The organism is Pseudonocardia humida (genome assembly GCF_023898865.1).
Taxonomy (GTDB): Bacteria; Actinomycetota; Actinomycetes; order Mycobacteriales; family Pseudonocardiaceae; genus Pseudonocardia; species Pseudonocardia humida.
This window is the reverse complement of record NZ_JAGSOV010000038.1, coordinates 1-25,620: the sequence shown is the minus strand read 5'-3', so window position 1 is coordinate 25,620 and position 25,620 is coordinate 1. Positions and strand designations below refer to the sequence as shown.

Genomic DNA, 25,620 nt, shown 5'->3' with positions numbered 1-25,620 from the left:
CCCCCCCCCCGCGGTGCGGCGCCCGCCCCCCCCCCCCCCCCCCCCCCCCCCCCCCCCCCCCCCCCCCCCCGGGGTGGGGGTGCAGGGGGAGCCGCGGCCAGGACGCGGTGTCGCGCAGGAGCTGGCGGTCGTGGGTGGCCAGGACGACCGCGGCGGGGGTGGCGCCCAGTGCCGCGGTGAGCTCGTCGACCAGGGCGATGGAGAGGTGGTTGGTCGGCTCGTCGAGCAGCAGCACGTGCGGGCGCTCGGCGAGCAGGACGGCCAGGTCGAGGCGGCGCTGCTGGCCCAGCGACAGCTCGCGGACCGGCCGGGCCGCGTCGCGGCGGTCGAGCAGGCCCAACCGCGACAACGGCACCCGGTCGGCGTCGGTCAGCCGACCGGCCACGACCGCCCGGTCCTGGGCCGCCTCGTAGGCGGCCGCGGCCCGCAGCCGACCGGGGGGCGGCGACTCCTGCGCGAGCAGGCCGATCCGCACATCGCGCCGCCTGCGCACCCGGCCCCACGTCGGCTCGAGCCCGCCGGCCAACACCCGCAGCAGGGTGGACTTGCCGGCACCGTTCGGGCCGGCCACCACGAGCCGGTCGCCGGTGGCCAGCTCCAGCGAGCACGGGTCGGCCAGCCGCCCCTCGACGACGACCCCCTCCGCGCGCACCAGCGGCATGCCGGGCCGGGCGTCCAGGTCCGGCAGCGCGAACCGCAGCGGCGGCTCGGGCACGTCCACGGCGTGCGCGTCCAGCTCCTCCTGGCGCCGGTGCACCGCCCGGACCAGCGCCGGAGCCCGGGTCGCCCGGGTGTGCTTGCCGGTCCCCTTGTCCGGGCGCCACCCGGTGACCAGCCGGTCCCGGGCCGCGGCGAGGCCGTCGGCGAGCCGGTCGCGCTCGGCCTCCTGGGCGCGGAAGGCCGCCTCCCAGCGCTCGCGCTCGGCCAGGCGCCCCTCCCGGTAGCCGGCGTAGCCGCCGCCGTAGGTGCGGGGGCGGCCGTCGGCGCTCGGGTCGAGGTCGAGCACCGTCGTGACGACGTCGGCGAGCAGGGCGCGGTCGTGGCTGACCAGCACGACGCCACCGGGGTGCGCGCGCAGCCGGGCGGTCAGGTGCTCCAGGCCGGCCGCGTCGAGGTGGTTGGTGGGCTCGTCGAGCAGCAGCAGGTCGTGCCCGGCGCCGAGCAGGCAGGCCAGCCGCACCCGGTAGCGCTGCCCCACCGACAGCGTGCCCAGCGGGCGGGCCCGGTCGTCGGGGGCGCCGAGGGCGGCGAGCGCGAGGTCGACGCGGCGGTCGGCGTCCCACGCGTCGAGGGCCTCGACCGCGGCCAGCGCGCGTGCGTAGGCGTCGTCGGCGCCGGGACGGCCCTCGGCCAGCGCGGCCGCGGCGGAGTCGAAGGCGGCCATGGCCGTGCGCACGTCGGCCAGCTCGACGTCGACCAGGTCGCCGACGGTCCGGTCGTCGCCGATGGGCAGCTCCTGGTCGGCGACGCCGATCGAGCCGGACCGGCGCACGGTTCCGGCGTCCGGGACCAGCCGTCCGGCCAGGACCTGCAGCAGGGTGGTCTTGCCGCGGCCGTTCTCGCCGACGACGCCGAGCCGGTCGCCCACGGCGACGGTCAGGTCGACCCCGGTCAGCACCGGTCGGCCGCCCCGGGCCAGGTGGACGTCGGAGGCGCTGAGGTGCGCGCGGGAACGAGGGGTGGTCGGGGTGGACACGCTTCCTCCAGAGGGCGCGCCGCACGGCCCCGCTACGGGGCGGCTGATCGGCGCAGGGTGCACTGACGGCGGACGTGACTGGTCGCGGCCCGGCGGGAGGTGCCGTGGCCGCGCGTCCGCGCCCTCAGAGGAAGAAGTAGTAGTGCACGGAGGAACGGTACCGCCGCCACCCGCGCGCGCCCAACCGCTTTCCGCCTCGCCCGCGCCCCTCCTCCGGCCGGACGTGGGGCCCGGCCGCGTGGATCCGCGCACCGCGGCTCAGCCGGTCGTGCTCGGACGGGTGATCCGCCCGCGCGCCACCAGCTCGACGGTCACCAGCACCGCCACCGACTCGGCCGCCAGCAGCCCGATCAGCACCACCAGCTGGGCCGCGCCCGCCTGCACCGCGTCGCCGCTGCCGATCAGCACCCCGACGAACGCGCCCGGCAGCGTCACCAGCCCCACCGTGCGGGTCTGGTCGAGCGCGGGCACGAGCGCCTGGGCCCCCGACGGGCGGGTCACCAGCATGGCGGCGTCGCGGTCGAGCAGGCCCAGCGACAGCGCGGCCTCGAACTCCCCGCGCCGGGTGGCCAGCTCGTCGAGCGCGCGCCGCCCGGCCAGCGAGGTGGCCGTCATCGCCCCGCCGATGACGATCCCGCACACCGGGACCAGCGCGATGCCGGTGGGCGGCACCGCCCCGGTGGCCAGCACGATCGCGACCACGGGCGCCGCCCCGGCCAGGATCGGCAGCACGGCCAGCAGGCCGGCGCGGTCGGGTGTCATCCGCCGACCGGACGTGAACGCCGCGACACCCACCATGACCAGCACGAAGGCCGCCGACAGCCACAGCGAGCCGACGACGGCCACGATGATCGCGCTGACCGCGGCCAGCTGGGCCAGCGCCCGCAGCGCCGCCGTCCCCACGGCCCGCCCGACCCCGAGGCCCCCCAGACCGGTGACGACCACGGCCACCACCGTCAGCAGCAGGAGCGCCGCGGCCAACCCCCACCCGATGACGATCGTCGACCCGCCCATGCGGCCACCCTGCCGCGTGCGGCGGGCCGACGGGTCAGAAGGCCAGCACGCGCTCGATCTGGCGCAGCTGGTGGCGCGCCATCGCCAGGTTGGCGCGGCCGCGGTCGAGGGCGAGGTAGGCGAACAGCGTGCCGGCACCGCCCGTGTCCAGCAGCCGGATCAGGTGGTACTGCCGGCCCAGGGTGATCAGCACGTCCTCGATGCCGTCCTGAATCTCCAGCATGGCCATCGCGCGCAGCTGGGCCCGCACCACCTCGGTGTTGCCCGCCGAGGCGACGTCCAGGTCGAGGTGGCGCCCCCCGCCGATGCTGCCCAGCATCATGCCGCTCTCGGCGTCCACGATCGCGGCACCGACCGCGCCGTCGATGTCCATGGCCGACTTGAGGGCGGTCTCGATGTTCACGACGGGCTCCGTTCGCTCGCGGGGGAAGAGGATCACCGGACGCTAACACCCGAACGGTTTCGTGAACGTTTCGCCCGATTCATCCCACGAATTGCACCCGACGTGTCCACGTAATTTCCGATGGTGACGAGAACGGGCGGAAGAATCGCGTCCGGTGATCGCCCGACGACCGCAGCGTGACCACCGGAAGATCAACCGGTTGCGCCGCCGGCCCGCTCGCGGTCCCGAGGAACGGCCCGGATCACCGGGTCTTTGGACCCTGGCGCGGCCGGTCGACCCTCATCCCCGCCGGTGTCGCCCCGCCGCTCGCGCGGCCCGCAGGCGGCGGCGCCGCAGCACCAGCACCACCGCCGCCAGCGCCACTCCACCGGCCGCGACGCCCGACCCGGCCAGCACCGCGGGCATCGGCACCCCACCCGGCCCGCGCGCCGCCGTCGACGCCTCGGCGCCGGAGACCGGCGGCGCGGCGGCGGTCCCGGGCGTCGCCGGGGCGGCGGCGGGGGCCTGCGGGCCCGCCGTGAAGACGACGTCCGAGCAGGAGTAGTAGGTGTCCTCGCTCCCGCTGTTCTGCCAGATCGTGTAGATGAGGTGCCGCCCGGTCAGGCCGGCGGGCAGCGTCGCGTCGAAGGCGTAGGAGCCGTCGGCGATGGGCGGGTCGGTCACCTCGGCGAAGGGCTCGGTCTCCAACGCGGCCCAGGTGAGGGGCTGGTCGGGGGCGAAGCCCGGCTTGGTGACGTAGAGCTTGAAGGTGCCCTCGTGCGGGATCGTGCCGCGGTAGGTGAAGCCGTAGTCGGTGCCCGCGGTCAGCTCGGTGGTCGGCCAGTCGTCGCGGGGCAGGTCGAGGCCGGCGAACGCGAGCTTGCCGCCGCTGCACAGCCTGCCGTCGGGGATGACCTCTCGGTCGCGGCCGTCGACCCCGGCCACGCGCAGGTTGTCCCACTCGGTCGGCAGGTCCGGGCTGGCCACCAGCGCGGCCCGGCAGGCCGGGGTGCCCGTCATCGTGCCCTCGCCGCCGCACTCGGCGGCCCGGCTGAGCGGTGCGGTCGGTGCGCCGTGCGCGGCGGCCGAACCGGGGAACGCGACGCCCAGCGCGACCGCCAGCACCACGGTCAGCAGGGCGAGGGCCCGGGTTCTGCGCGACGTCACGCCAGGACTCACGTACGGCGGGCCGCCGGCGTTCACCTCCGACGGGCCGGGTGCGTCGGCCGGCGCTCACACCCGGACGGGCGCGGGGTGAGCGAGCCGTAACCGGCGGACAACCCGCCGGCGGTGCCGGCGTAATCCGGGCCACCGACGCTGGCTGCGATGACCAGCGCCCACACCGACACCCACTGCCCGTACTGCTCGTTGCAGTGCGGCATCCGGCTGTCCACCACCGCGGACGGCCGGTCCGAGCTGACCGGGCGCGAGGACTTCCCGGTCAACCGGGGCGGGCTGTGCATGAAGGGCGCGTCGGCGCTGGAGCTGATCGGCCACCCCGAGCGCCTGACCACCCCGCTCGCCCGCCCGCACCGCGGCGCCGAGCTGCGCCCGGTCGGGTGGGCCGAGGCCCTCGACCGGATCGTCGAGGCGATCACCGACGCCCAGCGCGCCCACGGCCCGGACGCGGTCGCCTGCTTCGGCGGCGGCGGGCTGACCAACGAGAAGGCCTACCAGCTGGGCAAGTTCGCGCGGGTGGCGCTGGGGTCCGCGGCGATCGACTACAACGGCCGGTTCTGCATGTCCTCCGCGGCGGCCGCGGGCACCCGGGCCTTCGGGATCGACCGCGGCCTGCCGTTCCCGCTCGCCGACGTGGCCGAGGCCGAGGTCGTGCTGCTGGTGGGCAGCAACCCGGCCGACACGATGCCCCCGGCGATGCGCTGGTTCGAGGCCGGTCGCGACCGCGGGGCCACCCACATCGTGGTCGACCCGCGGCGCACCGCCACCGCCGCGACGGCGCACCGGCACCTGCAACCGGTGCCGGGCACCGACCTCACGCTGGCCAACGGGCTGCTGCACGTCGCGATCCGCGACGGCCTGGTCGACGAGGAGTACGTCGCCACCCGGACCACGGGGTTCGCCGCGGTGCGCCGCCAGGTCCGCCGCGACTGGCCCGACCGCGTCGAGCGGGTCACCGGGGTCGCGGTGGCCGACCTGGTCGCCACCGCGCACGCCCTCGCCGGGGCGCGCACCGCGATGGTCCTCACCGCCCGCGGCACCGAGCAGCACGCCGACGGCACCGACACCGTGCAGGCCTGGATCAACCTGGCGCTGGCCCTCGGCCTGCCCGGGCGCGGCACCGGGTCGGGCTGGGCGACGGTGACCGGGCAGGGCAACGGGCAGGGCGGGCGCGAGCACGGCCTCAAGGCCGACCAGCTGCCCGGCTACCGCAAGCTGGCCGACCCCGCGGCCCGCGCGCACGTCGCCGGCGTGTGGGGGGTGCACCCCGACGCGCTGCCCGCGCCCGGCGCGTCCGCCTACGAGCTGCTCGACTCGCTGGGCACCCCGACCGGGCCGAAGGTGCTGCTGCTGGCCGCGTCCAACCCGGTCGTCTCGGCGCCGGACGCGCGCCGGGTCGCGGAGCGGTTCGGCGCGCTCGACCTGCTCGTGGTCACCGACTTCTTCCTCTCCGAGTCGGCCCGGATGGCCGACGTGGTGCTGCCGACCACCCAGTGGGCCGAGGAGGAGGGCACGCTGACCAACCTGGAGGGCCGGGTGCTGCGCCGCAGGCGCGCCGTCGACCCGCCGCCCGGGGTGCGCAGCGAGCTGGAGATCTGGCACGAGCTGGCCCGCAGGCTCGGCTGCGGCCAGCACTTCCCCACCGACCCGGCGCAGGTCTACGCCGAGCTGTGCCGGGCGAGCGCGGGCGGGGTGGCCGACTACGCGGGCATCACCTGGGACCGCCTCGACGCCGGCGAGGAGCTGTTCTGGCCGTGCCCCGACCCGACCCACCCCGGCACGCCGCGGCTGTTCGGCGACCGCTTCCCCACCCCCGACGGGCGCGCGCGGTTCATCGCCGTGGCCGACCGCCGGGTCACCGAGCGCACCGACCGCCGCTACCCCTACCTGCTGACCACCGGGCGCTCCCGCACCCACTACCAGTCGGGCACCCAGACCCGGCGCAGCCCGACGCTGGCCCGCGCCGAGGACCGGATGTACGCCGAGCTGCACCCCGAGCTGGCCCGGCTGCTGGACGTCGCCGAGGGCGACGCGGTGCGGCTGACCACCCGCCGGGGCAGCACCGTCGCCCTCGCCCGCCTGACCGACGCCATCCGCCCCGACACCGTCTTCCTGCCCTTCCACTGGCCCGGGGCCAACGACCTGACCAGCCCCCGGCTCGACCCGACCTCGCGGATGCCGGAGTTCAAGGCCTGCGCGGTCGCGGTGGCGGCGGTGCGGCCCCCGCGCGCCCCGACCCCGAACAGCACCGTCTCCGTCTCCGTCTCCGCCACGGTCACCGTCCCCGAGCACGAGGAGCAGCGCTGATGATCAGCAAGCCCGCGTTCCTGCAGGGTGTCTACCCCTTCGAGGGCTCCGGGCTGGACAAGCCCGGGCCGCTGCACCCCGACCTGGCCTACACCCCGCCACCCGGCACCACCGCGCAGGCGCTGTACTTCCGCGGCGGCAACTCCACCGACGAGCTGGTCACCGTGGTGCTGCTGCGCGACGGCGCGCCGATGCGCTACTTCCCGATCGGCGCCCGGGCGAGCACGCACGTCGCGCTGGCCGTCGTCGAGGACGTCGACGAGGGCAGCACGCTGGAGCTGCACCTGGCCGCCCGCGAGGGGCTGTCCGGCACGGTCGTGGTCGACCTCGGCCTGGTGGAGGTCTGACGATGCTGCAGCAGGCACCCCCCGACCACCGCCAGCACCTCGTGGTGGTGGGCAACGGCATGGCGGGCGCACGGGCCGTGGAGGAGATCCTCGCCCGCGGCGGCGGCGAGCGCTTCCGCGTGACGGTCTTCGGCGAGGAGCCCTACGGCAACTACAACCGGATCATGCTCAGCCACGTGCTGGCCGGCGAGGACGAGGCCGACGACGACCTCTACCTCAACCCGCTGGACTGGTACGCCGAGAACGAGGTGTCGCTGCTGGCCGGGGTGCGGGTCGTGCGCGTCGACCGGTTCGCCAAGGTCGTGCTGGCCGACGACGGCACCGTGCTGGGCTACGACAAGCTGGTCATCGCCACCGGCAGCCGCACGTTCTTCCCGCCGGTGGACGGCATGTGGGTCGACGACCGCACCCTCACCCCGGGCGTGTTCGGCTTCCGCACGCTCGACGACACCACCGCGATGCTGGAGTACGCCCGCCGCCACCGGGGCGCGGTCGTGATCGGCGGCGGTCTGCTGGGCCTGGAGGCCGCCTACGGGCTGCGCAGGCACGGCCTGGACGTGCACGTCGTGCAGGGCGGCCCGGTGCTGATGAACCAGCAGCTCGACGAGGAGGCCGGGGCGATCCTGCGCCGGGTGCTCGAGCAGAAGGTCGGCGTCGCGGTGCGCACCGGGCAGCGCCCGACCGCGGTGCGCAGCAGCGGCGGCTCGGTGTCGGGCGTCGTGCTGTCCGACGGTTCGACGATCGAGACCGACATGGTGGTGGTCACCGCGGGCATCCGGCCCAACGTCGGGCTGGGCGTGGTGTCCGGGCTGACCGTGGAGCGGGCCATCGTGGTCGACGACCAGATGCGCACCGTGGACGACCAGGACGTCTACGCCGTCGGCGAGTGCGCCCAGCACCGCGGCGAGGTCTACGGGCTGGTGGCCCCGCTGTGGGAGCAGGCCGCCGTGCTGGCCGACCACCTCACCGGCGCCGACCCCGACGCCGCCTACCACGGCTCGCGCAACGCGACGAAGCTCAAGGTCGCCGGCGTGGACGTGGCGGCGATGGGCCTCAAGCGCCCCGAGCGCGACGACGACGAGTTCGTCCGCTTCTCCGAGCCGCGCCGCGGCGTCTACAAGTCGGTGGTGGTGCGCGACGGCAAGCTGGTCGGCGCGACCCTGCTCGGCGACGTGGACAAGGTCGCCTTCCTGACCCAGAGCTTCGACCGCGGGCTGCCGCTGCCCGAGGAGCGGATGGAGCTGCTGTTCGAGCTGGCCGGTCCCTCGGCCGCGCAGGGCGCCGCCGAGATGGACGACTCGGTGCAGGTGTGCAACTGCAACGGCGTCTCCAAGGGCGACCTGGTGGCCTGCGTGCACGCGGGCACCCGCAGCGTCACCGGGGTGATGGCGAAGACCCGGGCCGGCAAGGGCTGCGGCTCCTGCAAGGCGCTGGTCTGCGAGATCGTCGAGCTGGCCACCGGTGGCGACGTCGAGGTCGACGAGAGCGCGGGCTGGTACGTGCCGGCGATCCCGGTGGACAAGCCCGCGCTGATCGCCGCGATCCGCGAGCGCGGGCTGCGCTCGGTCTCGGCGGTCTTCGCCGCGCTGGCCCCCGACGGCGAGCACGCGCCGTCGAAGATGGCGCTGGCGTCGCTGCTGAAGGTGGTGTGGGCGGACGAGTACGTCGACGAGCGCGACGCGCGGTTCATCAACGACCGGGTGCACGCCAACATCCAGCGCGACGGCACCTTCTCCGTGGTGCCGCGGATGTCGGGTGGGGTCACCACGGCCGACGAGCTGCGCCGCATCGCCGACGTGGCCGACCGCTACGCCATCCCGATGATCAAGGTGACCGGCGGGCAGCGGATCGACCTGCTGGGCGTGCGCAAGGAGGACCTGCCGAAGGTCTGGGCCGACCTGGACATGCCGTCGGGCTACGCCTACGGCAAGTCGATGCGCACGGTGAAGACCTGCGTCGGCACCGACTTCTGCCGCTTCGGGCTGGGCGACTCCACCCGGCTGGGGATCGACATCGAGGAGCGCTACAAGGGCCTGGAGAGCCCGGGCAAGCTCAAGCTCGCCGTGGCCGGCTGCCCGCGCAACTGCTCGGAGGCCCTGGTCAAGGACATCGGCGTGGTCGCGGTGGGCGACGACCGCTGGGAGGTCTACGTCGGCGGCGCGGCCGGGGCGTCGGTGCGCAAGGGCGACCTGCTGGCCACCGTGCACGGCCGGGCCGAGGCGCTGCGGCTGACCGGCGTGTTCATGCAGCACTACCGGGAGAACGGGCGCTGGCTGGAGCGCACCTACGACTTCGTGCCCCGCGTGGGCCTCGACGAGCTGCGCGCGGTGCTGGTCGAGGACCGCGACGGGATCGTCGCCGGGCTGGAGGAACGGATGCAGACCGCCGTGGACGCCTACCGCGACCCGTGGAAGGAGGGTGTGGAGCCGGCGACCGAGGGCCAGTTCCACGGCGCGCTGCCGCTCATCCCGCTGCCCCAGGTGCCGGTGCGCGACGGGTCAGCCTCGCCCAGCGGCGGCCGGCTGCCCGGCGGAGCGATGGCGTGAGCGCCCCGACGACGGCCACCGGGCACCGCCTCGGGCCGGTGGAGCAGGTGCCGGTCGGCGAGGGCCGGGCGTTCGCGGTGGCCGGGGAGCAGGTGGCGGTGTTCCGGCTGCGCGACGGCACGCTGCGCGCGACCCGGGCCCGCTGCCCGCACGCCGGGGGTCCGCTGGCCGACGGCCAGCTCGATCCCGGATCGGTGGTGTGCCCGCTGCACCTGCGGGCGTTCTCCTTCGCCGACGGCAGCTGCGCCGAGGGCGAGCGCGTCCGGGTCTTCCCCGCGCGGGTGGCCGACGGCGAGATCGTCGTCGAGCTCTGAGCGGCCGCTGCGGCGGCACGACCGGGCCCGGCAGGCCGGCGCGGTCAGGGCGCGGCGGTCAGGTCCGGGGGCACCGACTCGCGCAGCGCGGCCGTCACCGCGGCGACGGCCGGGTGCCGGGCGGCGCCCGCCCGGTGCGCGACACCGGTACGCCGGTGCACGGGCAGCGGTTCCAGCGCCACCTCGGCGGGCACCGCCACCAGGGCCAGCCGGGGCACGAGCGCGACCCCCTGCCCGGCCGCCACCAGCGCGAGCACGGTGGCGAACTCGTCGACCCGGTGGCGCACCCGCGGGGCGAAGCCGGCCGCCTCGCACGCCCGCAACGTGGCCACCTCGCACGACGTCCCCGGCAGCGCGATGATCCACGGCTCGTCCCGCCACCGGGACAAGCCGGGCGTGCCCGGATCGCCCGGGGTGTCGCGGCGGGCCGCCACGAACACCGCCTCGACGCAGAGCGGCTCGACGGCCACCCCCGGCTCGGGCGGGACCGGCACCACGTCGTAGTCGTGGGTCAGCGCGAGGTCGAGCTCCCCGGCGCGCAGGGCGTCGGGCAGCCGGGCCGGGTCGATCTCGCTCAGCATCGGCTCGAGGCCGGGGTGCCGCTCGGCCAGCGCGACCAGCGCGGCGGGCACGATCGCCCTGGCCGCGGTGGGGAACGTGCCCAGCCGGACCGGACCGGCCAGCCCCTGGCGGGCCCGCACCAGCTCGGCCCCGGCCCGCTCGAGCCGGTCGAGCACGACCTCGGTGTGCCGGACGAGGGTGCGCGCGGCCGGGGTGAGCACCACCCGGCGCCCGGAGCGCTCCAACAGCGGCACGCCCGTCTCCCGCTCCAGCACCGCGAGCTGCTGGGACACCGCCGACGGTGTGAGCACCAGCGCCTCGGCCACCGCGGCGATGGTGCCGCGGTGGGACAGCTCCCGCAGCAGGCGCAGGCGGCGCACGTCCAGCATCAGCGCAGCTTAATCCTCACCGCAGCAATATGAACTGGATTTGATCGGTCGGCCACCGCAGGCTCGACGCGTGCCCGCATCGCCCCGCCTCGACGGCGTCCTCGTCCCCCTGGTCACCCCGTTCACCACCGACGGCTCGCTCGCCCTCGACGCGCTCGAGGGCCTCGCCCGCGACGTCCTCGACGCCGGCGCCGCGGGCGTGGTCGCGCTGGGCACCACGGCCGAGGCCGCCGCCCTCGACGCCGCCGAGCGGGCCGCCGCGCTGGCCACGTGCGCGCGGGTGTGCGCCGAGCGCGGCGCGCGGCTGGTGGTCGGGGCGGGCGGCGCCGACACCCGCGGCTCCGCCGAGGCGCTGCGCGGGCTCGCGGAGCACCCCTCGGTGACCGCCGCCCTCGTCCCCGTGCCCTACTACGTGCGGCCCGGGACCGCCGGCGTGCTCGCCCACTTCACCGCCCTGGCCGCGGCGAGCCCGGTGCCGCTGGTCGTCTACCACGTCCCCTACCGCACGGGGCAGGCGCTGGACGCGACGACGCTGCGCGAGCTGGCGCGGCTGCCCGGCGTCGTGGGCGTCAAGTACTCGGCGAGCGTGCTCGACGCCACCGCGGTCGACCTGCTCGGCGACCGGCCCGCCGGCTTCAGCGTCCTGGCCGGCGACGACGTGCTGCTGGGCCCGCTGCTCGCGCTGGGCGCCGAAGGCGGCGTGCTGGCCTCCGCGCACCTGGCGACCGAGCGCTTCGTGGAACTGGTCGCGGCCTGGCGCGCCGGCGACCTCGCCCGGGCCCGCACCCTCGGCGCGCGGCTCGCCCGGCTGGCCGAGGCGGCGTTCGCGGAGCCGAACCCGACGGTGGTGAAGGGGGCGCTGCACGCCACCGGCCGCATCCCCTCCCCCGCGGTCCGGCTGCCGCTGCTGCCCGCCCGCCGGGCGGCGGTGGACGCCGCGCTCGCGGCGGTCGCGGCGCTGGCCGAGCCGGGGCGGGCGGCGTGACGCAGCCCGGGGGGTGACCGCCCGGTGGAGGGGATGAAACGGGCGGTCACCCGTGTGCGGCCCCGGTCCGTGGCGAACCGCACGGGGACTTCCTCGGGAGCAGAACCTGCCCCGTTACCGAATTTTCGTTCAACACCCTGGTCGGCGGCGTGTCGTGGACCGTGGCGCGCCGTTGGGCGCACGACGGTAGATCCGCCGCACCCGGATGCGAACATATGTTCGTGTCGAGCGGCGCCACGATCCTGCATGCCGACCTGGACGCGTTCTACGCCTCGGTCGAGCAGCGCGACGACCGCCGCCTGCGGGGGCGGCCGGTCATCGTGGGCGGCGGCGTCGTGCTGGCCGCGAGCTACGAGGCCAAGGCGTGCGGCGTGCGCACCGCCATGAGCGGGCGCCAGGCCAGGGCGCTGTGCCCGGAGGCGGTCGTCGTGCCGCCGCGGATGACCGCCTACTCCACCGCGAGCAAGGCGGTGTTCGAGGTGTTCCGCAACACCACACCGCTGGTCGAGGGCATCTCCATCGACGAGGCGTTCCTCGACGTCGGCGGGCTGTGGCGCATCGCGGGCCCACCCCGGGACATCGCGGTGGGCCTGCGCCGCGACGTGCTCGAGCAGGTCGGGCTGCCGATCACGGTCGGCATCGCGCGCACCAAGTTCCTGGCCAAGGTGGCCAGCGCGGTGGCCAAGCCCGACGGGCTGCTGCTCGTCCCGCCCGACGGCGAGCTGGAGTTCCTGCACCCGCTGCCGGTCGAACGGCTGTGGGGCGTCGGGAAGGTCACCGCGGCCACCCTGCACGGCATGGGCATCCGCACGGTGGGCGAAGTCGCGGCGCTGGGCGAGCCGCTGCTGGTCTCGATCCTGGGCCGGGCCACCGGGCGCCACCTGCACGCGCTGGCCCACAACCGCGACCCGCGCGTCGTCGACACCGGCCGCAGGCGCCGCTCGATCGGCTCGCAGCAGGCGCTGGGCAGGCGCCCGCGCCCGCCGGAGGAGCTCGACGCCATCCTCGCCGGCACGGTCGACCGACTGGCCGGCAGGCTGCGCAGGGGCCACCGGCTCTGCCGCACCGTCGTGCTGCGGCTGCGCTTCGCCGACTTCACCCGCGCCACCCGCTCGCACTCGATGGCCGAGCCGACCGAGCACACCGCGACCATCCTGCGCACCGCCCGCGGCCTGCTGGCCGAGGCCCTGCCGATGATCACCGAGAAGGGCATCACGCTGCTCGGGCTGTCGCTGTCGAACCTGCAGGACGACCGCTCCGTCCAGCTGGCCCTGCCCTTCGAGGCCGGAAGCGGCCCCACCCTGGACGCCGCGCTCGACTCGGTGCGCGGGCGGTTCGGCTCCCGCTCGGTCACCCGGGCCACCCAGCTCGGCCGCGAGCCCGGCCTGAGCGTGCCCCTGCTCCCCGACCCGTGACCGCGGGCGGCGGGCACCCAGCGGGCACCCGACGCATCCGCTCGCGCACACAACGAAACCGTCACGATCGCCGCTCGGACGCGATTCCCGACCAGGTTTGTGACGACGCAATCATTGGCCGGACGAACCCGCGCATTCCGGCTCGACCAATGGCGGAGCCGCCTCCGTCGAGACGTCCACTGATGGGCGCAACGGAGCCGATCCAGCGGCAAATTCGCTAGGCCGATCGGCCGCACTGTCCCGGACGCGGCGCACCTCACTACGATTCCCGGGCACGCACCGCGGACATGAGGACAGGACACGGCACCTGATGGAGCGAGACGAGCTGGCCGCCGGCTTCTTCCTCATCGCCCACGACGAGTTCAGCGGCAAGCTGCGGGTCAACCGCGAGCGGCTGGGCTACGGCCTCGTCGCGGCGGAGCTGGCCCAGCTGCTCGTCGCCGGGCGGATCGCCCTCGCCGACGGGCGCGTCGTCCTGACCGACAGCTACACCGTCGAACCCAACGAGGTCGACGGCTACGTCCTGGACACCATCCAGCGCCACGTCTCGGTCCGCTCCGTGCGCGCCTGGGCCGACTCGCTGGCCCAACCGCTGTACGACCTGATCTCGCGGCGCCTGGAGTCGCTGGGCGTCGTGCGCCGGGAGAGCGGCGGCGGGCTGGTGCGCCGCAAGCCCGACCGGTTCCCCGGCGTCGACCTGCTGGCCGCGGCCCGGCCGCGGATGCGACTGGAGCGGATGATCGGCAGCCCGCGCGAGCTCGACCTGCCCGGCGCGTTCACCGCCAGCCTGTTGTGGACCCTCGGTCTCGAGGGCGTGCTCGACCCGGAGATCGACCGCTCCGCCGCGCGCGAGCTCGTCCGCCAGGTCAACGAGCACCTCCCGGCCGACCTGCACACCGTGCTCGCCGGCGTCCGGGCCGCCGCGGAAGGCGACTGAGCGGCCGAACGCGCTTGGCCGCACCGCACAGCCGAGCGCCCTTCCGGCGGGGCGCCCAGTTGCGCCGAAGAGCGCAATGCGGAGCGTAGTCACCCTTGGGGTCGACGCTAGCCCGTCAGTGTTAGCCTCGGCCGCCCTTACTCATCGAGCAATCCGGAGGCTCCGTGCCGGAACCCCCGTTCGGCCTGCCGCAGAACGGTTCCGGCGGGATTCTCGACGGCTCTCCGTTCCTGCTGGAGAGCGCGTTGCTGCGCAACGGACCGGCTGCCCACTCCGGCCGGCAGAACGCGGTCGCGGTGCCCAGCGAGAACCGCCGGTCGCTGTCCGCGCGCAACGCGCTCGCCGTCTCGCACTGGACCGACGGCCGGCGCACGGCCGCCCTCGAGCTGCTCGAGGAGAACTCCTCGCACTGCCCGCCCACGCTGGGCCCCGACGACCCGGACACGCTGGTCGCGCTGGGCAACCTGGCGACGGCCTACCTCACGCTCGATCGCTGGGCCGACGGGCTGCCGCTGCTGAGCGCGAACCTGGCCGCCCGCGAACGCGTCCTCGGCACCGACCACCCCGCCACCCTCGTCGCCCGCGACGCGCTGGCCACCGCCCAGCGGCTGTCGGGCCAGCTGTCCGAGGCGATCGTGCTCTCCGGGCGCGTCGCGGCGCAGCGGGTGCGGGTGCTCGGCCCCGGCCACCCCGACACGCTGGTGTCGCGGATGGGCCACGCGCTGGCCCGCGCCGACAGCGGCGACCCCGCCGTCGCGGTCGACCACCTGACCAGCGCCCTCGTCGACTGCGAGCAGGCGCACGGGCCGCTGTTCCACCTGACCATCCTGATCCGCGCGCACCTGGCGTGGTGCCTCGCCGACCTCGGCCAGCTCGACGCCGCCGCCGACACCGCGGCCCTGGCCGCGGCGAGCGCCGAGCGCTCGTTCGGCGCCCAGCACCCCGACGCGCTGGCCCTGCGCGAGGACGCCGCGCGGTTCGCCGATGGACCGCAGCAGCAGCGCTCGCCGAACCTGGGGCAGCTGGCCCCGGACGCCGCCACCGGCTGACCCGCCCCGGCTCAGCCGAGCGCGGGCACCACCGTGCTCGCCACGAGCTCGAGGAAGGCCTCGCTGCTGGCCGGGATGGCCACGTCCGGGGTCGGGTCCTCGTCGCAACCGACCACGACCACCAGCTCCAGGCGCGGCACCACCTCGACGATCTGGCACTCCTCGCCGGTCAGCACGACGGCGGCGTGCCGGTCGACGCGGGTGAGCCACTGCCGGTAGCCCGCGTAGGGCAGCGTCCGCCGCCCGGTCTCGGCGTAGGGGCGCGTGGCGGCGTCCATCCACCGCGCCGGCACGACCTGGCGCCCGTCGACCGCCCCGTGGTCGAGCCAGAGCTCCGCGACCGCGGCCATCTCCTGCGCGGTGACCGCCGGGCCGGAGCCCGTCCACGGCGGGTCGACCCCCAGCGGGTCGAACAGCAGCTCGCGGGCCAGGTCGGGGACCGGGCGCCCGGTGGCCGCGGTGAGCAGGGCGGCGATGGCCGCCGTGTCGTCCCCCGAGGTGCCGACCAGCACCTCGTGCAGGGGCGTGGCGGCGACCGCGGCGAGCGGCTCGGGCAGCGGCGCCGGGACCGAAGGCGGCAGCAGCTCCGCCACCGGGCGCCGCACGCCGCGCAGCCCCTCCGCGCCCAGCTCGCCGCGGTCGAGCAGGACGCCCACCAGCGCGACCAGGACCGCGGAGGTGAACCCGGTGACCTCGCGGCGCTGCTCGGGCGGGCCCGGACGACGCCGGTCGACGACCGTGCGACCGTCCACGCGGACCACGACAGCGGACACCCGGTCGTAGCGGCCCCACCTGCTGGCGCCCAGGAACGCCTCGATCCGGGCCGACAGCCCCTCGGGCCCGACGGCGGGCCGGGCGGGCGCGGTGGGGGCGGGGGCCACCGGGGACGGCGCGGGGCGCGGGAGCGGCGGGACGTCGGACGCCGTCGTGCAGGCGACGCACGCGGCCAGGGTCACCAGGACCAGCAGCAGGGCCGCGACGGCGTTCGCGTTGCCGCTCGGTCGCGGTGAGGTCGTCGACGGCGTCCCCGCTGACGCCCGTGTGCCCATGGCCGCTCCTCCGGTCCCGCGGGCAGTCTCCCCCGCCCGCCCAGCCGGCGCCAGGTCCGGACGGTCGCGCCCCGGTACCGTCGGGGGACGGGGCATGGCCGCGGACGGGACGGAGGGTGCGCCGGGTGTCCGAGCAGTACGAGTCCCTCGTCGACCGGCAGATCCGGCTCGCCTCCGAGCGCGGCGCCTTCGACGACCTGCCCGGCAAGGGCAAGCCCCTGCCGGGGCTGGACGGGCCCGACGACGAGCTGTGGTGGGTGCGCGGCTACCTGCGCCGCGAAGGCCTCTCCAGCGAGTCGCTGCTGCCGCCGTCGGTGCAGCTGCGCAAGGAGATCGACCGGCTTCCCGACGAGCTGCGCGCGCTGCCGACCGAGCAGGCCGTGCGCGATGCGGTGCGCGAGCTCAACCTGCGCATCGTCGACTTCCTGCGGGCTCCGACCGGGCCGCGCGTGCACGTCGGGCGGGTCGACGTCGACGAGGCCGTCCGGCGGTGGGCGCAGGAGCGGGCCCAGCGCCCCGCGGCCGAGGAGGGCGCCGCCACGGCGCGACCGGCCGCGCAAGCGGCCCGGCTCCGACGCCGCCGCTGGTGGCACCGCCGCTGAGCCCGGCCACCCGGTCCGATCCGCGCCCCTACTCCTCCGCGCCGGTCTGGGCGACCAGCCCGGCGGCCGCGATGCCGGCCACGGCCGCGGCCTCGTCGTTGAGCGAGGCGTCGCCGGTGACGCCGACGGCGCCCAGCAGCGTGCCGTCGGTGGCCCGCACGAACACCCCGCCGGGCACGGACAGGATGCGACCGCCGGCCAGCGCGGCCACCGAGGTGAAGAACTCCGGGGAGTCGGCCGCCCGCGCGGCGATGGCCCGGTTGGTCATGCCCATCCCGAGCACCCCCCAGGCCTTGGCCACGGCGATGTCGGGGCGCAGGTTGCCCGAACCGTCCTGGCGGGCGAGCGCGACGAGCGCGCCCCCGGGGTCGAGCACCGCGACGGTCAACGGGTTGAACCCCTGCGCGGTGCCGTGCTCCAGGGCGGCGTCCACGATGGTCCGGGCCTGGTCGAGGGTGATCGTCATGGCCGCCATCCTGCCGCAGCGCGCCCCGGCGCGCGGTGCTCGACCGGTGCGGGGCTCAGCCCTGGCGCACGAGGCGCAGCACGGGGATCTTGCGGGTCGTCTTCTCCTGGTACTCGCCGAAGCCCGGCATCGTCGCCACGACGGCGGCCCAGATCGCGTCGCGCTCGTCGCCGACGACCTCCTCGGCCTTCACCGGGAAGGTCTCGGTGCCGACCTCGACATCGAAGCTCGGGTTCGCCTTGACGTTGTGGTACCAGTCGGGGTTCGTCGGCGCGCCGCCCTTCGAGGCGATGATCACCATGCTGCCGTCGTCCTGGGGGAAGTAGACCAACGGCGCGACGCGCTCCGTGCCCGTCTTGGCCCCGATGTGGTGGATCAGGATCATCGGGGCGCCCTCGAACGGGCCGCCCACCCGACCCTCGTTGGCCCGGAACTCCTCGATGATCTTCGTGTTCCAGTCGTTCACAGGACTCCTCCGTGCGGTCAGGGCTGGACGAGAAGGACCCAGCCGGCGGCCGGGACGGCCGCCCCCGCGATCAACCAGAAGATCCCCGCCCACATTCCGCCGGGTACGCGCGTGAGCCTGGCCAGCATGTCCACGTCCGACCCGTCGGACCGGCCGCGGGTGCGCCGCCGGCCGCGCTGCAGCTCGCGCACCGCGCGCAGCCCGCCGAACAGCAGGAACCAGCACAGCGCCGCGGCGAACCCGTCCTGCACCCGGGGCTCGCCCCAGATCGCCACCGCGGCCACCGCGGCCCCGGTGGCCACGACGGCCACCACCCCGTAGAGGTTGCGGACGTGCACGAGCGTGGCGGCCAGCAGCGCCAGCGCGATCCACAGCATCAGCTCGGCCCGGTCGGCCGCGACGAGCGCCGCGCCGCCCACCCCGAGCAGCGACGGCGCCGGGTAGCCGCCGAGGAACGTGAGGACCAGGCCGGGCCCGCGCCGCGCCCCGGTCGAGACCGTCAGCCCGGAGGTGTCGGGGTGCAGCCGGATGCCGGTGAGGCCGCGCCCGGCCAGCACGGCGGTCAGCGCGTGCCCGCCCTCGTGGGCGATGGTGACCACCGTCCGGGTCCAGCGCCACGACACCGACCAGATCACCGCCACCAGCGCGAGCACCGCGGCCAGCAGCACCCCCGGGCTCCGCGCGACCGTCGTGCGCACCGCGTCGACGATCTCGGCCAGCTGGTCGGCTCCCACGGCCCCAGTCTGGCGTGCGCCCGGGCGGCGCCGGTCGACCGGGGCGGGTCGGCGCGGATCGGGCTTGACCTTCCACCGGCTGGAAGCTCCACCATGGGGCCATGACGACGTTGCTGACCATCGGGCAGCTCGCCCGCCGGTCGGGCGTTCCGGCCCGCACCATCCGCTTCTGGTCCGACGAGGGCGTGCTGCCCGAGACCGACCGGTCGCGGGGCAACTACCGCCGCTACGACGCCCGTGCGGTGGCCCGGCTCGACCTGGTCCGCACCCTGCGCGAGCTCGGCCTCGGCCTGGACGACGTCCGGCTGGTGCTGGAGCGGCGCCGCAGCGTCCAGGAGGTGGCCGCCGCTCACGTGCAGGCCATCGACACCCGGATCCGCGCGCTGCGGGTCCAGCGCGCCCTGTGCACGCTGCTCGCCGGAGGCGAGTGGTCCGAACGGAAGGCATCCCTGATGAACGACCTCGCCCGGCTCTCCGCCGCCGAGCGGCAGCAGATGATCGACGAGTTCGTCGACGCCACCTTCGCGGGCACCGACCCGCAGGCGGCCGGCGCCGGGATCGCCGGCGCCATGCGCAGCATGCCCGCGGAGCTGCCCACCGACCCGACCACCGAGCAGGTCGCGGCCTGGATCGAGCTGGCCGAGCTGGTCGGCGACCCGGCGTTCCGCGCCCGGGTGCGGGAGATGGCGGTGGCCGGCTCGCGCTCGACCGGCGCTCCGCCCTCCCCCGATCCGTCCGCCGTGACCGAGCACGCCGGCCCGGCACTGGCCGCCGGCGTCGACCCGGCCTCCGAGCAGGGGCAGCAGGTGCTGGCCCGCATCGTCGACCCCGCGCTGGACCGGGCGGGCAGGCGGGAGATGGCCGATGGCCTGGCCACCTTCACCGACATCCGGGTGGAGCGGTACTGGCAGCTGCTCGGCGTGCTCAACGGCTGGGACCCGGCCCCGTCGAGCGTCCCGGTGTTCGAGTGGGTGATCGCCGCATTGCGGGCGGGCTGAAAGGTCGGTGCGGTCAGTCGCGGCGGCCGGTGAAGGCCAGCGCGACACCCATCCCGAAGATCATCAGGCCGCCGGTGCCGCCGATCCGGCGCATCCGCGCCGGGGAGGTCGCCAGCCACTGGCGGGCGGCGCCGGCGGCCAGCCCCCACGCGCTGTCCAGGGTGGCCGCGATCAGGGCGAACAGCAGCCCGAGCACCAGCATCTGCCCGGCCGCGTTGCCGGCGTCCGCGTCGACGAACTGGGGCAGCACGGCCGCGAAGAACACCAGCACCTTCGGGTTCGTCGCGCCGACCAGCACGCCCTGCCAGTACAGCCGCCGGTCGAGGCCGCCGTCGGGGGCGCCCACCAGCTCGGCGAGGTCGCCGCGGTGGCGGAAGGTCTGCACGCCGAGGTAGCAGAGGTAGGCGGCACCGACCAGCTTGAGCGCGGTGAACACCGCGACCGACTGCGCGGCCACGGCCCCGAAGCCGAGCGCCACCACCAGGACCACCAGCGCGGCACCGGTGGTGTTACCGGCGACGCTGGTCAGCGCGGCGCGCCGGCCGTGGGCGAGCGCGCGACCGACGATGAACAGCACGCTGGGCCCCGGGATCACGACCAGCACGATCCCGGCGAGGGCGAAGGTCAGGAGGGTCTGCACGGAGGGCACGCCGCAAAGCTATGCCGCCCCCGCCCGGGTGCCCACCGACTTTGCCCAGCGCACCTCACGGACCAGCGAACTGCACCTCTCGCTGGATTCACTCTGCTCCATTGGTCGGCTCTCCGGCAGCCGGTGTCTCACCGCGGCCCGACGGCCATCGTCTCCCGCGGGGACGAGTGGCACCCCCACCGCAGGGGAGGAGCAGCAGATGATCTCCGTGCTCGAGAGCGACGTCGCGGTGCTGGACCTGCTGGACCCGGCCTTCCGGCCGGACGGTCCGCAGGCGCGCGCCGCCCGGGCGGCGAACTGGTACGCCCGCACGCCGATGGGCATCGCCGTGCTGCACCATGACAAGATCAACCTGTTGCTCGGCGACCGCCGCCTGGTCCAGGGCAGTCACCGGATCCTCACCGCGCAGGGCATCGTCTCCGGGCCGGTGCCCGAGTTCATGAACTCGATCATCCTGACCGTCGAGGGCGACGACCACACCCGGCTGCGGTCGCTGGTCAGCCGGGCCTTCACGCCGCGCTCGGTGGCGGCGGTACGACCACGGATCGCCGCGGTCGCCGAGGAGCTGGCCGATCGGCTCGCCGCGGCCGGGCGCGGCGAGTTCATGGCCGAGTTCGCCGACCCGTTCCCGGCGCGGATCATCTGCGAGCTGCTGGGGGTGCCGACCGAGCAGCACGACGCGTTCCGCACCTGGGCCAACGACCTCGGACTGATGTTCTCCTACACCGCGAGGGCGCACCTCGACCGCATCGAGGAGTCCCTGGCCGGGCTGCACGCCGCCACCGAAGCCCTGATCGCGGCGCGGCGCGCCGACCCGCGGGCCGACCTGATCACCGGGCTGATCGCCGCCGAGGCCGACGGCGACCGGCTCACCACCCGCGAGCTGCGCCTCATGGTGGCCGCCCTGCTGTTCGCCGGTCAGGACACCACCCGCCACCAGCTCGGGCTGGCGATGGCGCTGTTCGAGCGCCACCCCGACCAGTGGGCGCTGCTCGCCGAGCGCCCCGAGCTGGCCGCCGACGCCGTCGCCGAGGTCGTGCGGCTGGCCCCGACGGCCACCGGCACCGGGCGCGTCGCCACCCGGGACATCGAGATCGACGGGACCGTCATCCCCGCCGGCACGGTGCTGACCATGCTCTTCCACGCCGGCAACACCGACCCGGCCGTCTTCGGGCCGGACGCGGACACCTTCGACATCACCGCGCGGCGCCCGGCGCCGCCGCTGAGCTTCGGTGCCGGCGTCCACTACTGCCTGGGCGCCAACCTGGCCCGCGCCGAGATGTCCGAGGCGCTGCCGGTGCTCGCGCGGCGGCTCGGGCCGCTCGCCCTCGACGGCGAGCCGACCTGGCGCCCGGCGCTGGGCATCACCGGCCCGGTCGCGCTGCCGCTGCGCTTCGGGGCCCCCGGCCGGGCCTACCAGCCGTAGAAGACGCGCTCCACGACCGCCCGGGCGCGCCGGGTGGCCCGGCGGTAGTCGTCGAGGAAGACACCGGGGTCGCCACCCGGCGGGTAGCCCAGGCCCACCGCCACCGCGGCCAGCTCCCGCCCCGACCGCGGCAGCTGGTCACCGGGCTTGCCGCGCACCAGCATCACCGCGTTGCGGGCCCGGGTGGCCATGGTCCAGCCGGTGGCCAGCGCGGCGGCGTCGGCCTCGTCGATGAGGCCCGCCTCGCCCGCCTCGCGCAGCCCGTCCAGCGTCGAGGTGGTGCGCAGCTCGGGGACGTCGCCGGCGTGGCGCAGCTGCAGCAGCTGCACGGTCCACTCCACGTCGGCCAGCCCGCCCAGCCCCAGCTTGGTGTGGGTGCCGCGGTCGGCGCCGCGCGGCAGCCGCTCCGCGTCGACCCTGGCCTTGATCCGGCGGATCTCGGTGACCGCCTGGTCGCCGATGCCGTTGTCCGGGTAGCGGATCGGGTCGATCATCTCGATGAACCGCCTACCCAGGTCGGCGTCCCCGGCCACCGGGCGCGCGCGCAGCAGCGCCTGCGCCTCCCAGGTCTCCGACCAGCGCGCGTAGTAGCCGCGGTAGGAGTCCAGGGTGCGCACGAGCGCGCCCTGGCGGCCCTCCGGCCGCAGGTCGGCGTCCACGACCAGGGCCGGGTCGGGGCTGGGCGCGGCCAACCGGCGGCGCACAGTCTCGACGATCGTGGTCGCGTGCCGCACGGCGTCGCGGTCGTCGGCGCCCTCGACGGGCTCGCAGACGAACAGCACGTCGGCGTCGCTGGAGTAGCCGATCTCGGCCCCACCCAGTCGGCCCATGCCGATCACCGCGAGCCGGGACGGACCCGGCCCGACGGCGCGCTGCACCGAGTCGACGGTCGCCTGCAGCACCGCGGTCCACACCGAGCTGAGCGCGGCGCAGACCCCTTCCACGTCGAGCGAGCCGAGCAGGTCCGCGCAGGCCACCCGCAGCATCTCGTGGCGGCGCAGCGAGCGCGCCGTGTCCGCGGCGACCTTCGGGTCGTGCTGGCGGGCCACCGTGGCCCGCAGCGACGTGGCGACCTCGGCCGGGTCGCGCAGCAGCTCGTCGGCCTGCCCGGCCACCGGGGCCGCCAGCAGCCGCAGCACCTCCGGCGCGCGCACCAGCAGGTCGGGCACCAGCGCGGACACCCCGAGCAGGCGCATCAGCCGCTCCGCGACCTGGCCCTCGTCACGCAGCAGGCGCAGGTACCAGGGGGTGGTCGCCAGCGCCTCGGACACCCGCCGGTACGCCAGCAGCCCGCGGTCGGGATCCGGGCTGACCGCGAGCTCCTCCAGCAGCACCGGCAGCAGCGCGTTCTGGATGGACGCGGCCCGGGAGACGCCCGAGGTGAGCGCGCGCAGGTGGTTGAGCGCCCCCTCCGGGGACGCCCAGCCCAGCGCGGCGAGCCGGGCGGTCGCCGCCTGCTCCGACAGCCGCGCCACGTCCGGGCTGAGCCGGGACACCGCGGCCAGCAGGGGGCGGTAGAACAGCTTCTCGTGCAGCCGCCGGATCCGGCGCGCGTTGCGCGTCCACTCCGCCATCAGCACGCCGACCGCGTCGCGCCGCCCGTCGGGGCGCATCCGCGCCGCCCGGGCCAGCCAGCGCAGGGCGGCGTGGTCGTCGGGGGCGGGCAGCAGGTGGGTGCGGCGCATCCGCTGCAGCTGCAGGCGGTGCTCCAGCAGCCGCAGGAACCGGTAGGAGGCGGCCAGGTTGGCGCCGTCGTCGCGGGCCACGTACCCGCCGTCGGCCAGCGCGGCCAGCGCGTCCAGGGTGGTCGACGAGCGCAGGGCCTCGTCGGTGCGACCGTGCACCAGCTGCAGCAGCTGCACCGCGAACTCGACGTCGCGCAGCCCGCCCGGGCCGAGCTTGATCTCCCGGTCGGCGCGGTCGGGACGCAGGTGCTCCACCACGCGCCTGCGCATGGCCTGCACGTCGGCGACGAAGTCGGTGCGTCCCGCCGCGCTCCACACCATCGGCGCGACCGCCGCGGCGTACGCGGCACCCAGCTCCGGGTCACCCGCGACCGGCCGGGCCTTGAGCAGCGCCTGGAACTCCCAGGTCTTGGCCCAGCGCTCGTAGTAGGCGACGTGCCCCTCCAGGGTGCGCACCAGCGCGCCCTGCCTGCCCTCGGGGCGCAGATTGGCGTCGACCTCGAAGCAGGCCTCACCGGCGACCCGCATCAGCCGCGTGGCGAGCCGGGTGGTGGCCGGGTCGGCCGGGTCGGCGACGAAGACGACGTCGACGTCGCTGACGTAGTTGAGCTCCCGGCCGCCGCACTTGCCCATCGCGATCACGGCGAGCCGCCCGGGGTCGCCCTCGACCTCGGCCAGCGCGACGGCCAGCGCCGCCCGCAGCGCCGCCGCTGCCAGGTCGGCGAGGCGGGCCGCCACATCGGCCACGTCCAGCACCGGCAGGTCGCGCTCGCCAACGGCCGCCATGTCGTCGGCCGCGAGCACCATCAGCTCGTCGTGGTAGGCCGTGCGCAGGGCCGCGACGGCCTCGGGGCCGGTCAGCGCGGCCGGCGACCCACCCGCGGCGCCGGCCGGTGGACCGTCCGGATCCGCCCCCACCGCGGTGAGCAGCGCCGTCGCCGGATCGGGCGGGACTTCCTTGCCCGGGGAGCCGACCAGGCGCCGCCAGCGGTCGGGGTGGGTGACCAGGTGGTCGCCCAGCGCCGTGGAGCTGCCCAGCAGGGCCAGCAGCCGTCCGCGCAGGCCCACGTCGGCGCGCAGCGCGGTGTCGAGCTCGCGGCGGTCGGGGACGTTCTCGAACAGCCGCTCGACGGTGCGCAGCGCGAGGTCGGGGTCGGGGCTGCGGGCCAGGGCCCACATGACCTCCTCGGCGCCCTCGGACGGCCCGTCGCCGGACCACCAGCCCAGCTCCGTGAGCGTGGCCTCGGCCCATTCCGCGGTGAACCCCAACCGCGCCAGCGAGACTCGTGGACGACGATCGGTCACCACCCGATCCTGCCGCACGGCCCGCCGCTTCCGGCACCCCGCGCGCTCGCGCGTCCCGGTGCGGTGCGCGGGGTGGACCGGGGCACCGGTCGGGCCGGTCAGTCGGGGACCAGCACCAGGTCGACCCGGTCGTGCACGGGCCGGTAGCCGATGCGCGGGTAGAGCGCGTTCGTCGTGGGGTTGCTCAGATCGGTGAACAGCAGGACGCGGGCGGCGCCCGCGTCGAGGGCCCACCGGCTCGCCGCCGCCGTGACCGCGGCCGCGTAGCCGTGCCGCCGGTGCTCGGGCGGCGTGTAGACCGGGCCGATCCGGGACATGCCGGCCAGCACCGGCCGCGCCGTCGCCTGCGACACGACGACCCCGTCGACCTCCCACACCACCTCCGCGCAGCCCAGCCGCAGGTTGCGGCGCACCTCGGCCGCGCTGTCGACCGGCACCTGCCCCGCCTCGTGGGCCTCGACCGCGAACTCGTCCCGCCAGTGCGCCAGGAGATCGACGTCCTCCTCGCCCGCCAACCGGGCGGACCCCGGCACGGACGCCGGCGAGACCAGCTCGCCGAGTTCGAAGAGCCGGTTGCGGTCGCTCACCTCGTACGTCGCTCCGCTGCGCGCGGCCAGGGCGCGGGCGAACTCTTCGGCGGCGGGCACGGGACCGGTGACTCCGCGGATGCCCGGGTGGACCCGCGCCACGACATCGGCCGCCGCCTCGGCGAACCGCGCGGGCAGCGCCTCCACCAGCAGGTGGCGCCCGGGTGACCGCAGGGCGGCGCCCACCACCTCGCCGGCATCGCGCGCCAGCAGCATCAGATCGACCGGCGCGCCACCGCGGCGGATCGCGTCCAGCGCGGTGATCGTGATCGTGTGGCGCGTCGGATCGGTGGCCAGCACCGGTTCGACGGCCGTGGCGAACTCGGCCACATCCTCGACGACGGAGACGTTCACGGCGCCAGCATGGGCCACGGACCGCGGTCGCGACACCGAAAAACGCGCACGAAAAAAGGGCCCGGTTCCGCAAATAGCGGAACCGGGCCCCAATGTTGAATGTCGGCGGCGACCTACTCTCCCACACCCTGACGAGTGCAGTACCATCGGCGCTGGAGGGCTTAGCTTCCGGGTTCGG

The 25,620-nt window shown here is 75.8% G+C and carries 23 protein-coding genes and 1 rRNA gene; 11 read left to right on the top strand and 13 right to left on the bottom strand.

Annotated elements, in window-relative coordinates; translation table 11 throughout:
• The 4 genes from KDL28_RS41120 to KDL28_RS18120 form a co-directional block, all read right to left on the bottom strand.
• Positions 1-1,696: ABC-F family ATP-binding cassette domain-containing protein (locus tag KDL28_RS41120; RefSeq protein ID WP_308216025.1), on the bottom strand; the 1,696-nt coding region annotated here is incomplete at its 3' end.
• Between the two features lie 258 nt (positions 1,697-1,954).
• Complete coding sequence (locus KDL28_RS18130; protein ID WP_252440183.1) at positions 1,955-2,710, bottom strand: ABC transporter permease; 756 nt, start codon at positions 2,708-2,710, stop codon at positions 1,955-1,957.
• Positions 2,711-2,744: 34 nt separating this feature from the next.
• The gene (locus KDL28_RS18125) at positions 2,745-3,113 is read right to left on the bottom strand and encodes a hypothetical protein (protein ID WP_252440181.1); all 369 of its coding nucleotides are present in this window, start codon (positions 3,111-3,113) and stop codon (positions 2,745-2,747) included.
• A gap of 279 nt (positions 3,114-3,392) precedes the next feature.
• Positions 3,393-4,259 carry a lytic polysaccharide monooxygenase auxiliary activity family 9 protein gene (locus tag KDL28_RS18120; RefSeq protein WP_252440179.1) on the bottom strand — a complete coding sequence of 289 codons (867 nt, stop codon included), beginning with the start codon at positions 4,257-4,259 and terminating at the stop codon, positions 3,393-3,395.
• A gap of 159 nt (positions 4,260-4,418) precedes the next feature.
• Here KDL28_RS18120 and KDL28_RS18115 point away from each other — a divergent pair, with 159 nt between their 5' ends.
• Genes KDL28_RS18115 through KDL28_RS18100 form a run of 4 tightly spaced genes read left to right on the top strand, consistent with a single transcriptional unit; the run spans position 4,419 to position 9,785 of the window.
• The gene (locus KDL28_RS18115) at positions 4,419-6,578 is read left to right on the top strand and encodes a molybdopterin oxidoreductase family protein (protein WP_252440177.1); all 2,160 of its coding nucleotides are present in this window, start codon (positions 4,419-4,421) and stop codon (positions 6,576-6,578) included.
• The gene (locus KDL28_RS18110) at positions 6,578-6,925 is read left to right on the top strand and encodes a molybdopterin oxidoreductase (RefSeq protein ID WP_252440175.1); all 348 of its coding nucleotides are present in this window, start codon (positions 6,578-6,580) and stop codon (positions 6,923-6,925) included. Before KDL28_RS18115 ends, KDL28_RS18110 begins: the two co-directional genes overlap by 1 nt.
• Before the next feature lie 2 nt (positions 6,926-6,927).
• On the top strand, positions 6,928-9,471 hold the full coding sequence (nirB, locus tag KDL28_RS18105; protein WP_252440173.1) for a nitrite reductase large subunit NirB: 2,544 nt from the start codon (positions 6,928-6,930) through the stop codon (positions 9,469-9,471).
• A complete protein-coding gene (locus tag KDL28_RS18100) occupies positions 9,468-9,785 on the top strand; it encodes a Rieske (2Fe-2S) protein (protein ID WP_252440171.1) in 318 nt (105 codons plus the stop codon). Before nirB ends, KDL28_RS18100 begins: the two co-directional genes overlap by 4 nt.
• A gap of 44 nt (positions 9,786-9,829) precedes the next feature.
• Here the strand turns inward: KDL28_RS18100 and KDL28_RS18095 are convergent, their stop codons facing one another.
• Complete coding sequence (locus KDL28_RS18095) at positions 9,830-10,735, bottom strand: LysR family transcriptional regulator (RefSeq protein WP_252440169.1); 906 nt, start codon at positions 10,733-10,735, stop codon at positions 9,830-9,832.
• A 70-nt stretch (positions 10,736-10,805) separates the two neighbouring features.
• Here KDL28_RS18095 and KDL28_RS18090 point away from each other — a divergent pair, with 70 nt between their 5' ends.
• The 4 genes from KDL28_RS18090 (at position 10,806) to KDL28_RS18075 (ending at position 15,121) form a co-directional block, all read left to right on the top strand.
• Complete coding sequence (locus KDL28_RS18090) at positions 10,806-11,720, top strand: dihydrodipicolinate synthase family protein (protein ID WP_252440167.1); 915 nt, start codon at positions 10,806-10,808, stop codon at positions 11,718-11,720.
• Between the two features lie 215 nt (positions 11,721-11,935).
• Positions 11,936-13,135 carry a DNA polymerase IV gene (gene dinB, locus KDL28_RS18085; protein ID WP_252440165.1) on the top strand — a complete coding sequence of 400 codons (1,200 nt, stop codon included), beginning with the start codon at positions 11,936-11,938 and terminating at the stop codon, positions 13,133-13,135.
• 310 nt (positions 13,136-13,445) lie between these two features.
• Positions 13,446-14,072 carry a GOLPH3/VPS74 family protein gene (locus KDL28_RS18080; RefSeq protein ID WP_252440163.1) on the top strand — a complete coding sequence of 209 codons (627 nt, stop codon included), beginning with the start codon at positions 13,446-13,448 and terminating at the stop codon, positions 14,070-14,072.
• A 164-nt stretch (positions 14,073-14,236) separates the two neighbouring features.
• Positions 14,237-15,121: a tetratricopeptide repeat protein gene (locus KDL28_RS18075; RefSeq protein WP_252440161.1), complete on the top strand. Its 885-nt coding sequence runs from the start codon at positions 14,237-14,239 to the stop codon at positions 15,119-15,121.
• Between the two features lie 11 nt (positions 15,122-15,132).
• Here the strand turns inward: KDL28_RS18075 and KDL28_RS18070 are convergent, their stop codons facing one another.
• Positions 15,133-16,170, bottom strand: coding sequence for a serine hydrolase domain-containing protein (locus KDL28_RS18070; RefSeq protein WP_252440159.1), 1,038 nt, complete (start codon positions 16,168-16,170; stop codon positions 15,133-15,135).
• A 125-nt stretch (positions 16,171-16,295) separates the two neighbouring features.
• Here KDL28_RS18070 and KDL28_RS18065 point away from each other — a divergent pair, with 125 nt between their 5' ends.
• Positions 16,296-16,772, top strand: coding sequence for a DnaJ family domain-containing protein (locus tag KDL28_RS18065; RefSeq protein WP_252440157.1), 477 nt, complete (start codon positions 16,296-16,298; stop codon positions 16,770-16,772).
• A gap of 28 nt (positions 16,773-16,800) precedes the next feature.
• On the opposite strand, the gene KDL28_RS18060 is transcribed toward KDL28_RS18065, so the two are convergent.
• The 3 genes from KDL28_RS18060 to KDL28_RS18050 are packed head-to-tail and all read right to left on the bottom strand — an operon-like array spanning position 16,801 to position 18,438.
• Positions 16,801-17,238 carry a GlcG/HbpS family heme-binding protein gene (locus KDL28_RS18060; protein WP_252440155.1) on the bottom strand — a complete coding sequence of 146 codons (438 nt, stop codon included), beginning with the start codon at positions 17,236-17,238 and terminating at the stop codon, positions 16,801-16,803.
• Positions 17,239-17,293: 55 nt separating this feature from the next.
• Complete coding sequence (locus tag KDL28_RS18055) at positions 17,294-17,704, bottom strand: nitroreductase family deazaflavin-dependent oxidoreductase (RefSeq protein WP_252440153.1); 411 nt, start codon at positions 17,702-17,704, stop codon at positions 17,294-17,296.
• 17 nt (positions 17,705-17,721) lie between these two features.
• Positions 17,722-18,438 (bottom strand): M50 family metallopeptidase, encoded by a 717-nt coding sequence (locus tag KDL28_RS18050; RefSeq protein ID WP_252440151.1) that lies wholly within the window; start codon positions 18,436-18,438, stop codon positions 17,722-17,724.
• Between the two features lie 101 nt (positions 18,439-18,539).
• On the opposite strand from KDL28_RS18050, the gene KDL28_RS18045 reads away from it, so the two are divergent.
• A complete protein-coding gene (locus KDL28_RS18045; RefSeq protein WP_252440149.1) occupies positions 18,540-19,436 on the top strand; it encodes a helix-turn-helix domain-containing protein in 897 nt (298 codons plus the stop codon).
• Positions 19,437-19,449: 13 nt separating this feature from the next.
• Here the strand turns inward: KDL28_RS18045 and KDL28_RS18040 are convergent, their stop codons facing one another.
• Positions 19,450-20,085, bottom strand: a complete 636-nt coding sequence (locus KDL28_RS18040; protein WP_252440147.1) for a LysE family translocator — start codon at positions 20,083-20,085, stop codon at positions 19,450-19,452.
• A 199-nt stretch (positions 20,086-20,284) separates the two neighbouring features.
• Between KDL28_RS18040 and KDL28_RS18035 the strand changes: the two genes are divergently transcribed.
• Positions 20,285-21,511: a cytochrome P450 gene (locus KDL28_RS18035; protein WP_252440145.1), complete on the top strand. Its 1,227-nt coding sequence runs from the start codon at positions 20,285-20,287 to the stop codon at positions 21,509-21,511.
• On the opposite strand, the gene KDL28_RS18030 is transcribed toward KDL28_RS18035, so the two are convergent.
• From KDL28_RS18030 to rrf, 3 genes are all read right to left on the bottom strand, one after another.
• Positions 21,499-24,504: a bifunctional [glutamine synthetase] adenylyltransferase/[glutamine synthetase]-adenylyl-L-tyrosine phosphorylase gene (locus KDL28_RS18030; protein WP_372497007.1), complete on the bottom strand. Its 3,006-nt coding sequence runs from the start codon at positions 24,502-24,504 to the stop codon at positions 21,499-21,501. The genes KDL28_RS18035 and KDL28_RS18030 overlap by 13 nt on opposite strands.
• A gap of 95 nt (positions 24,505-24,599) precedes the next feature.
• Positions 24,600-25,442: a GNAT family N-acetyltransferase gene (locus KDL28_RS18025; protein ID WP_252440141.1), complete on the bottom strand. Its 843-nt coding sequence runs from the start codon at positions 25,440-25,442 to the stop codon at positions 24,600-24,602.
• A 100-nt stretch (positions 25,443-25,542) separates the two neighbouring features.
• Positions 25,543-25,620 (bottom strand): 5S ribosomal RNA (gene rrf / locus KDL28_RS42415); the annotation flags it as partial.

Excerpts from the sequence above, each read along its gene's own strand:
- KDL28_RS18130 (WP_252440183.1), bottom strand. The coding sequence starts at position 2,710 with ATGGGCGGGTCGACGATCGTCATCGGGTGGGGGTTGGCCGCGGCGCTC.
- KDL28_RS18115 (WP_252440177.1), top strand. The coding sequence starts at position 4,419 with ATGACCAGCGCCCACACCGACACCCACTGCCCGTACTGCTCGTTGCAG.
- KDL28_RS18110 (WP_252440175.1), top strand. The coding sequence starts at position 6,578 with ATGATCAGCAAGCCCGCGTTCCTGCAGGGTGTCTACCCCTTCGAGGGC.
- nirB (WP_252440173.1), top strand. The coding sequence starts at position 6,928 with ATGCTGCAGCAGGCACCCCCCGACCACCGCCAGCACCTCGTGGTGGTG.
- KDL28_RS18095 (WP_252440169.1), bottom strand. The coding sequence starts at position 10,735 with ATGCTGGACGTGCGCCGCCTGCGCCTGCTGCGGGAGCTGTCCCACCGC.
- dinB (WP_252440165.1), top strand. The coding sequence starts at position 11,936 with ATGTTCGTGTCGAGCGGCGCCACGATCCTGCATGCCGACCTGGACGCG.
- KDL28_RS18080 (WP_252440163.1), top strand. The coding sequence starts at position 13,446 with ATGGAGCGAGACGAGCTGGCCGCCGGCTTCTTCCTCATCGCCCACGAC.
- KDL28_RS18070 (WP_252440159.1), bottom strand. The coding sequence starts at position 16,170 with ATGGGCACACGGGCGTCAGCGGGGACGCCGTCGACGACCTCACCGCGA.
- KDL28_RS18060 (WP_252440155.1), bottom strand. The coding sequence starts at position 17,238 with ATGACGATCACCCTCGACCAGGCCCGGACCATCGTGGACGCCGCCCTG.
- KDL28_RS18045 (WP_252440149.1), top strand. The coding sequence starts at position 18,540 with ATGACGACGTTGCTGACCATCGGGCAGCTCGCCCGCCGGTCGGGCGTT.
- KDL28_RS18035 (WP_252440145.1), top strand. The coding sequence starts at position 20,285 with ATGATCTCCGTGCTCGAGAGCGACGTCGCGGTGCTGGACCTGCTGGAC.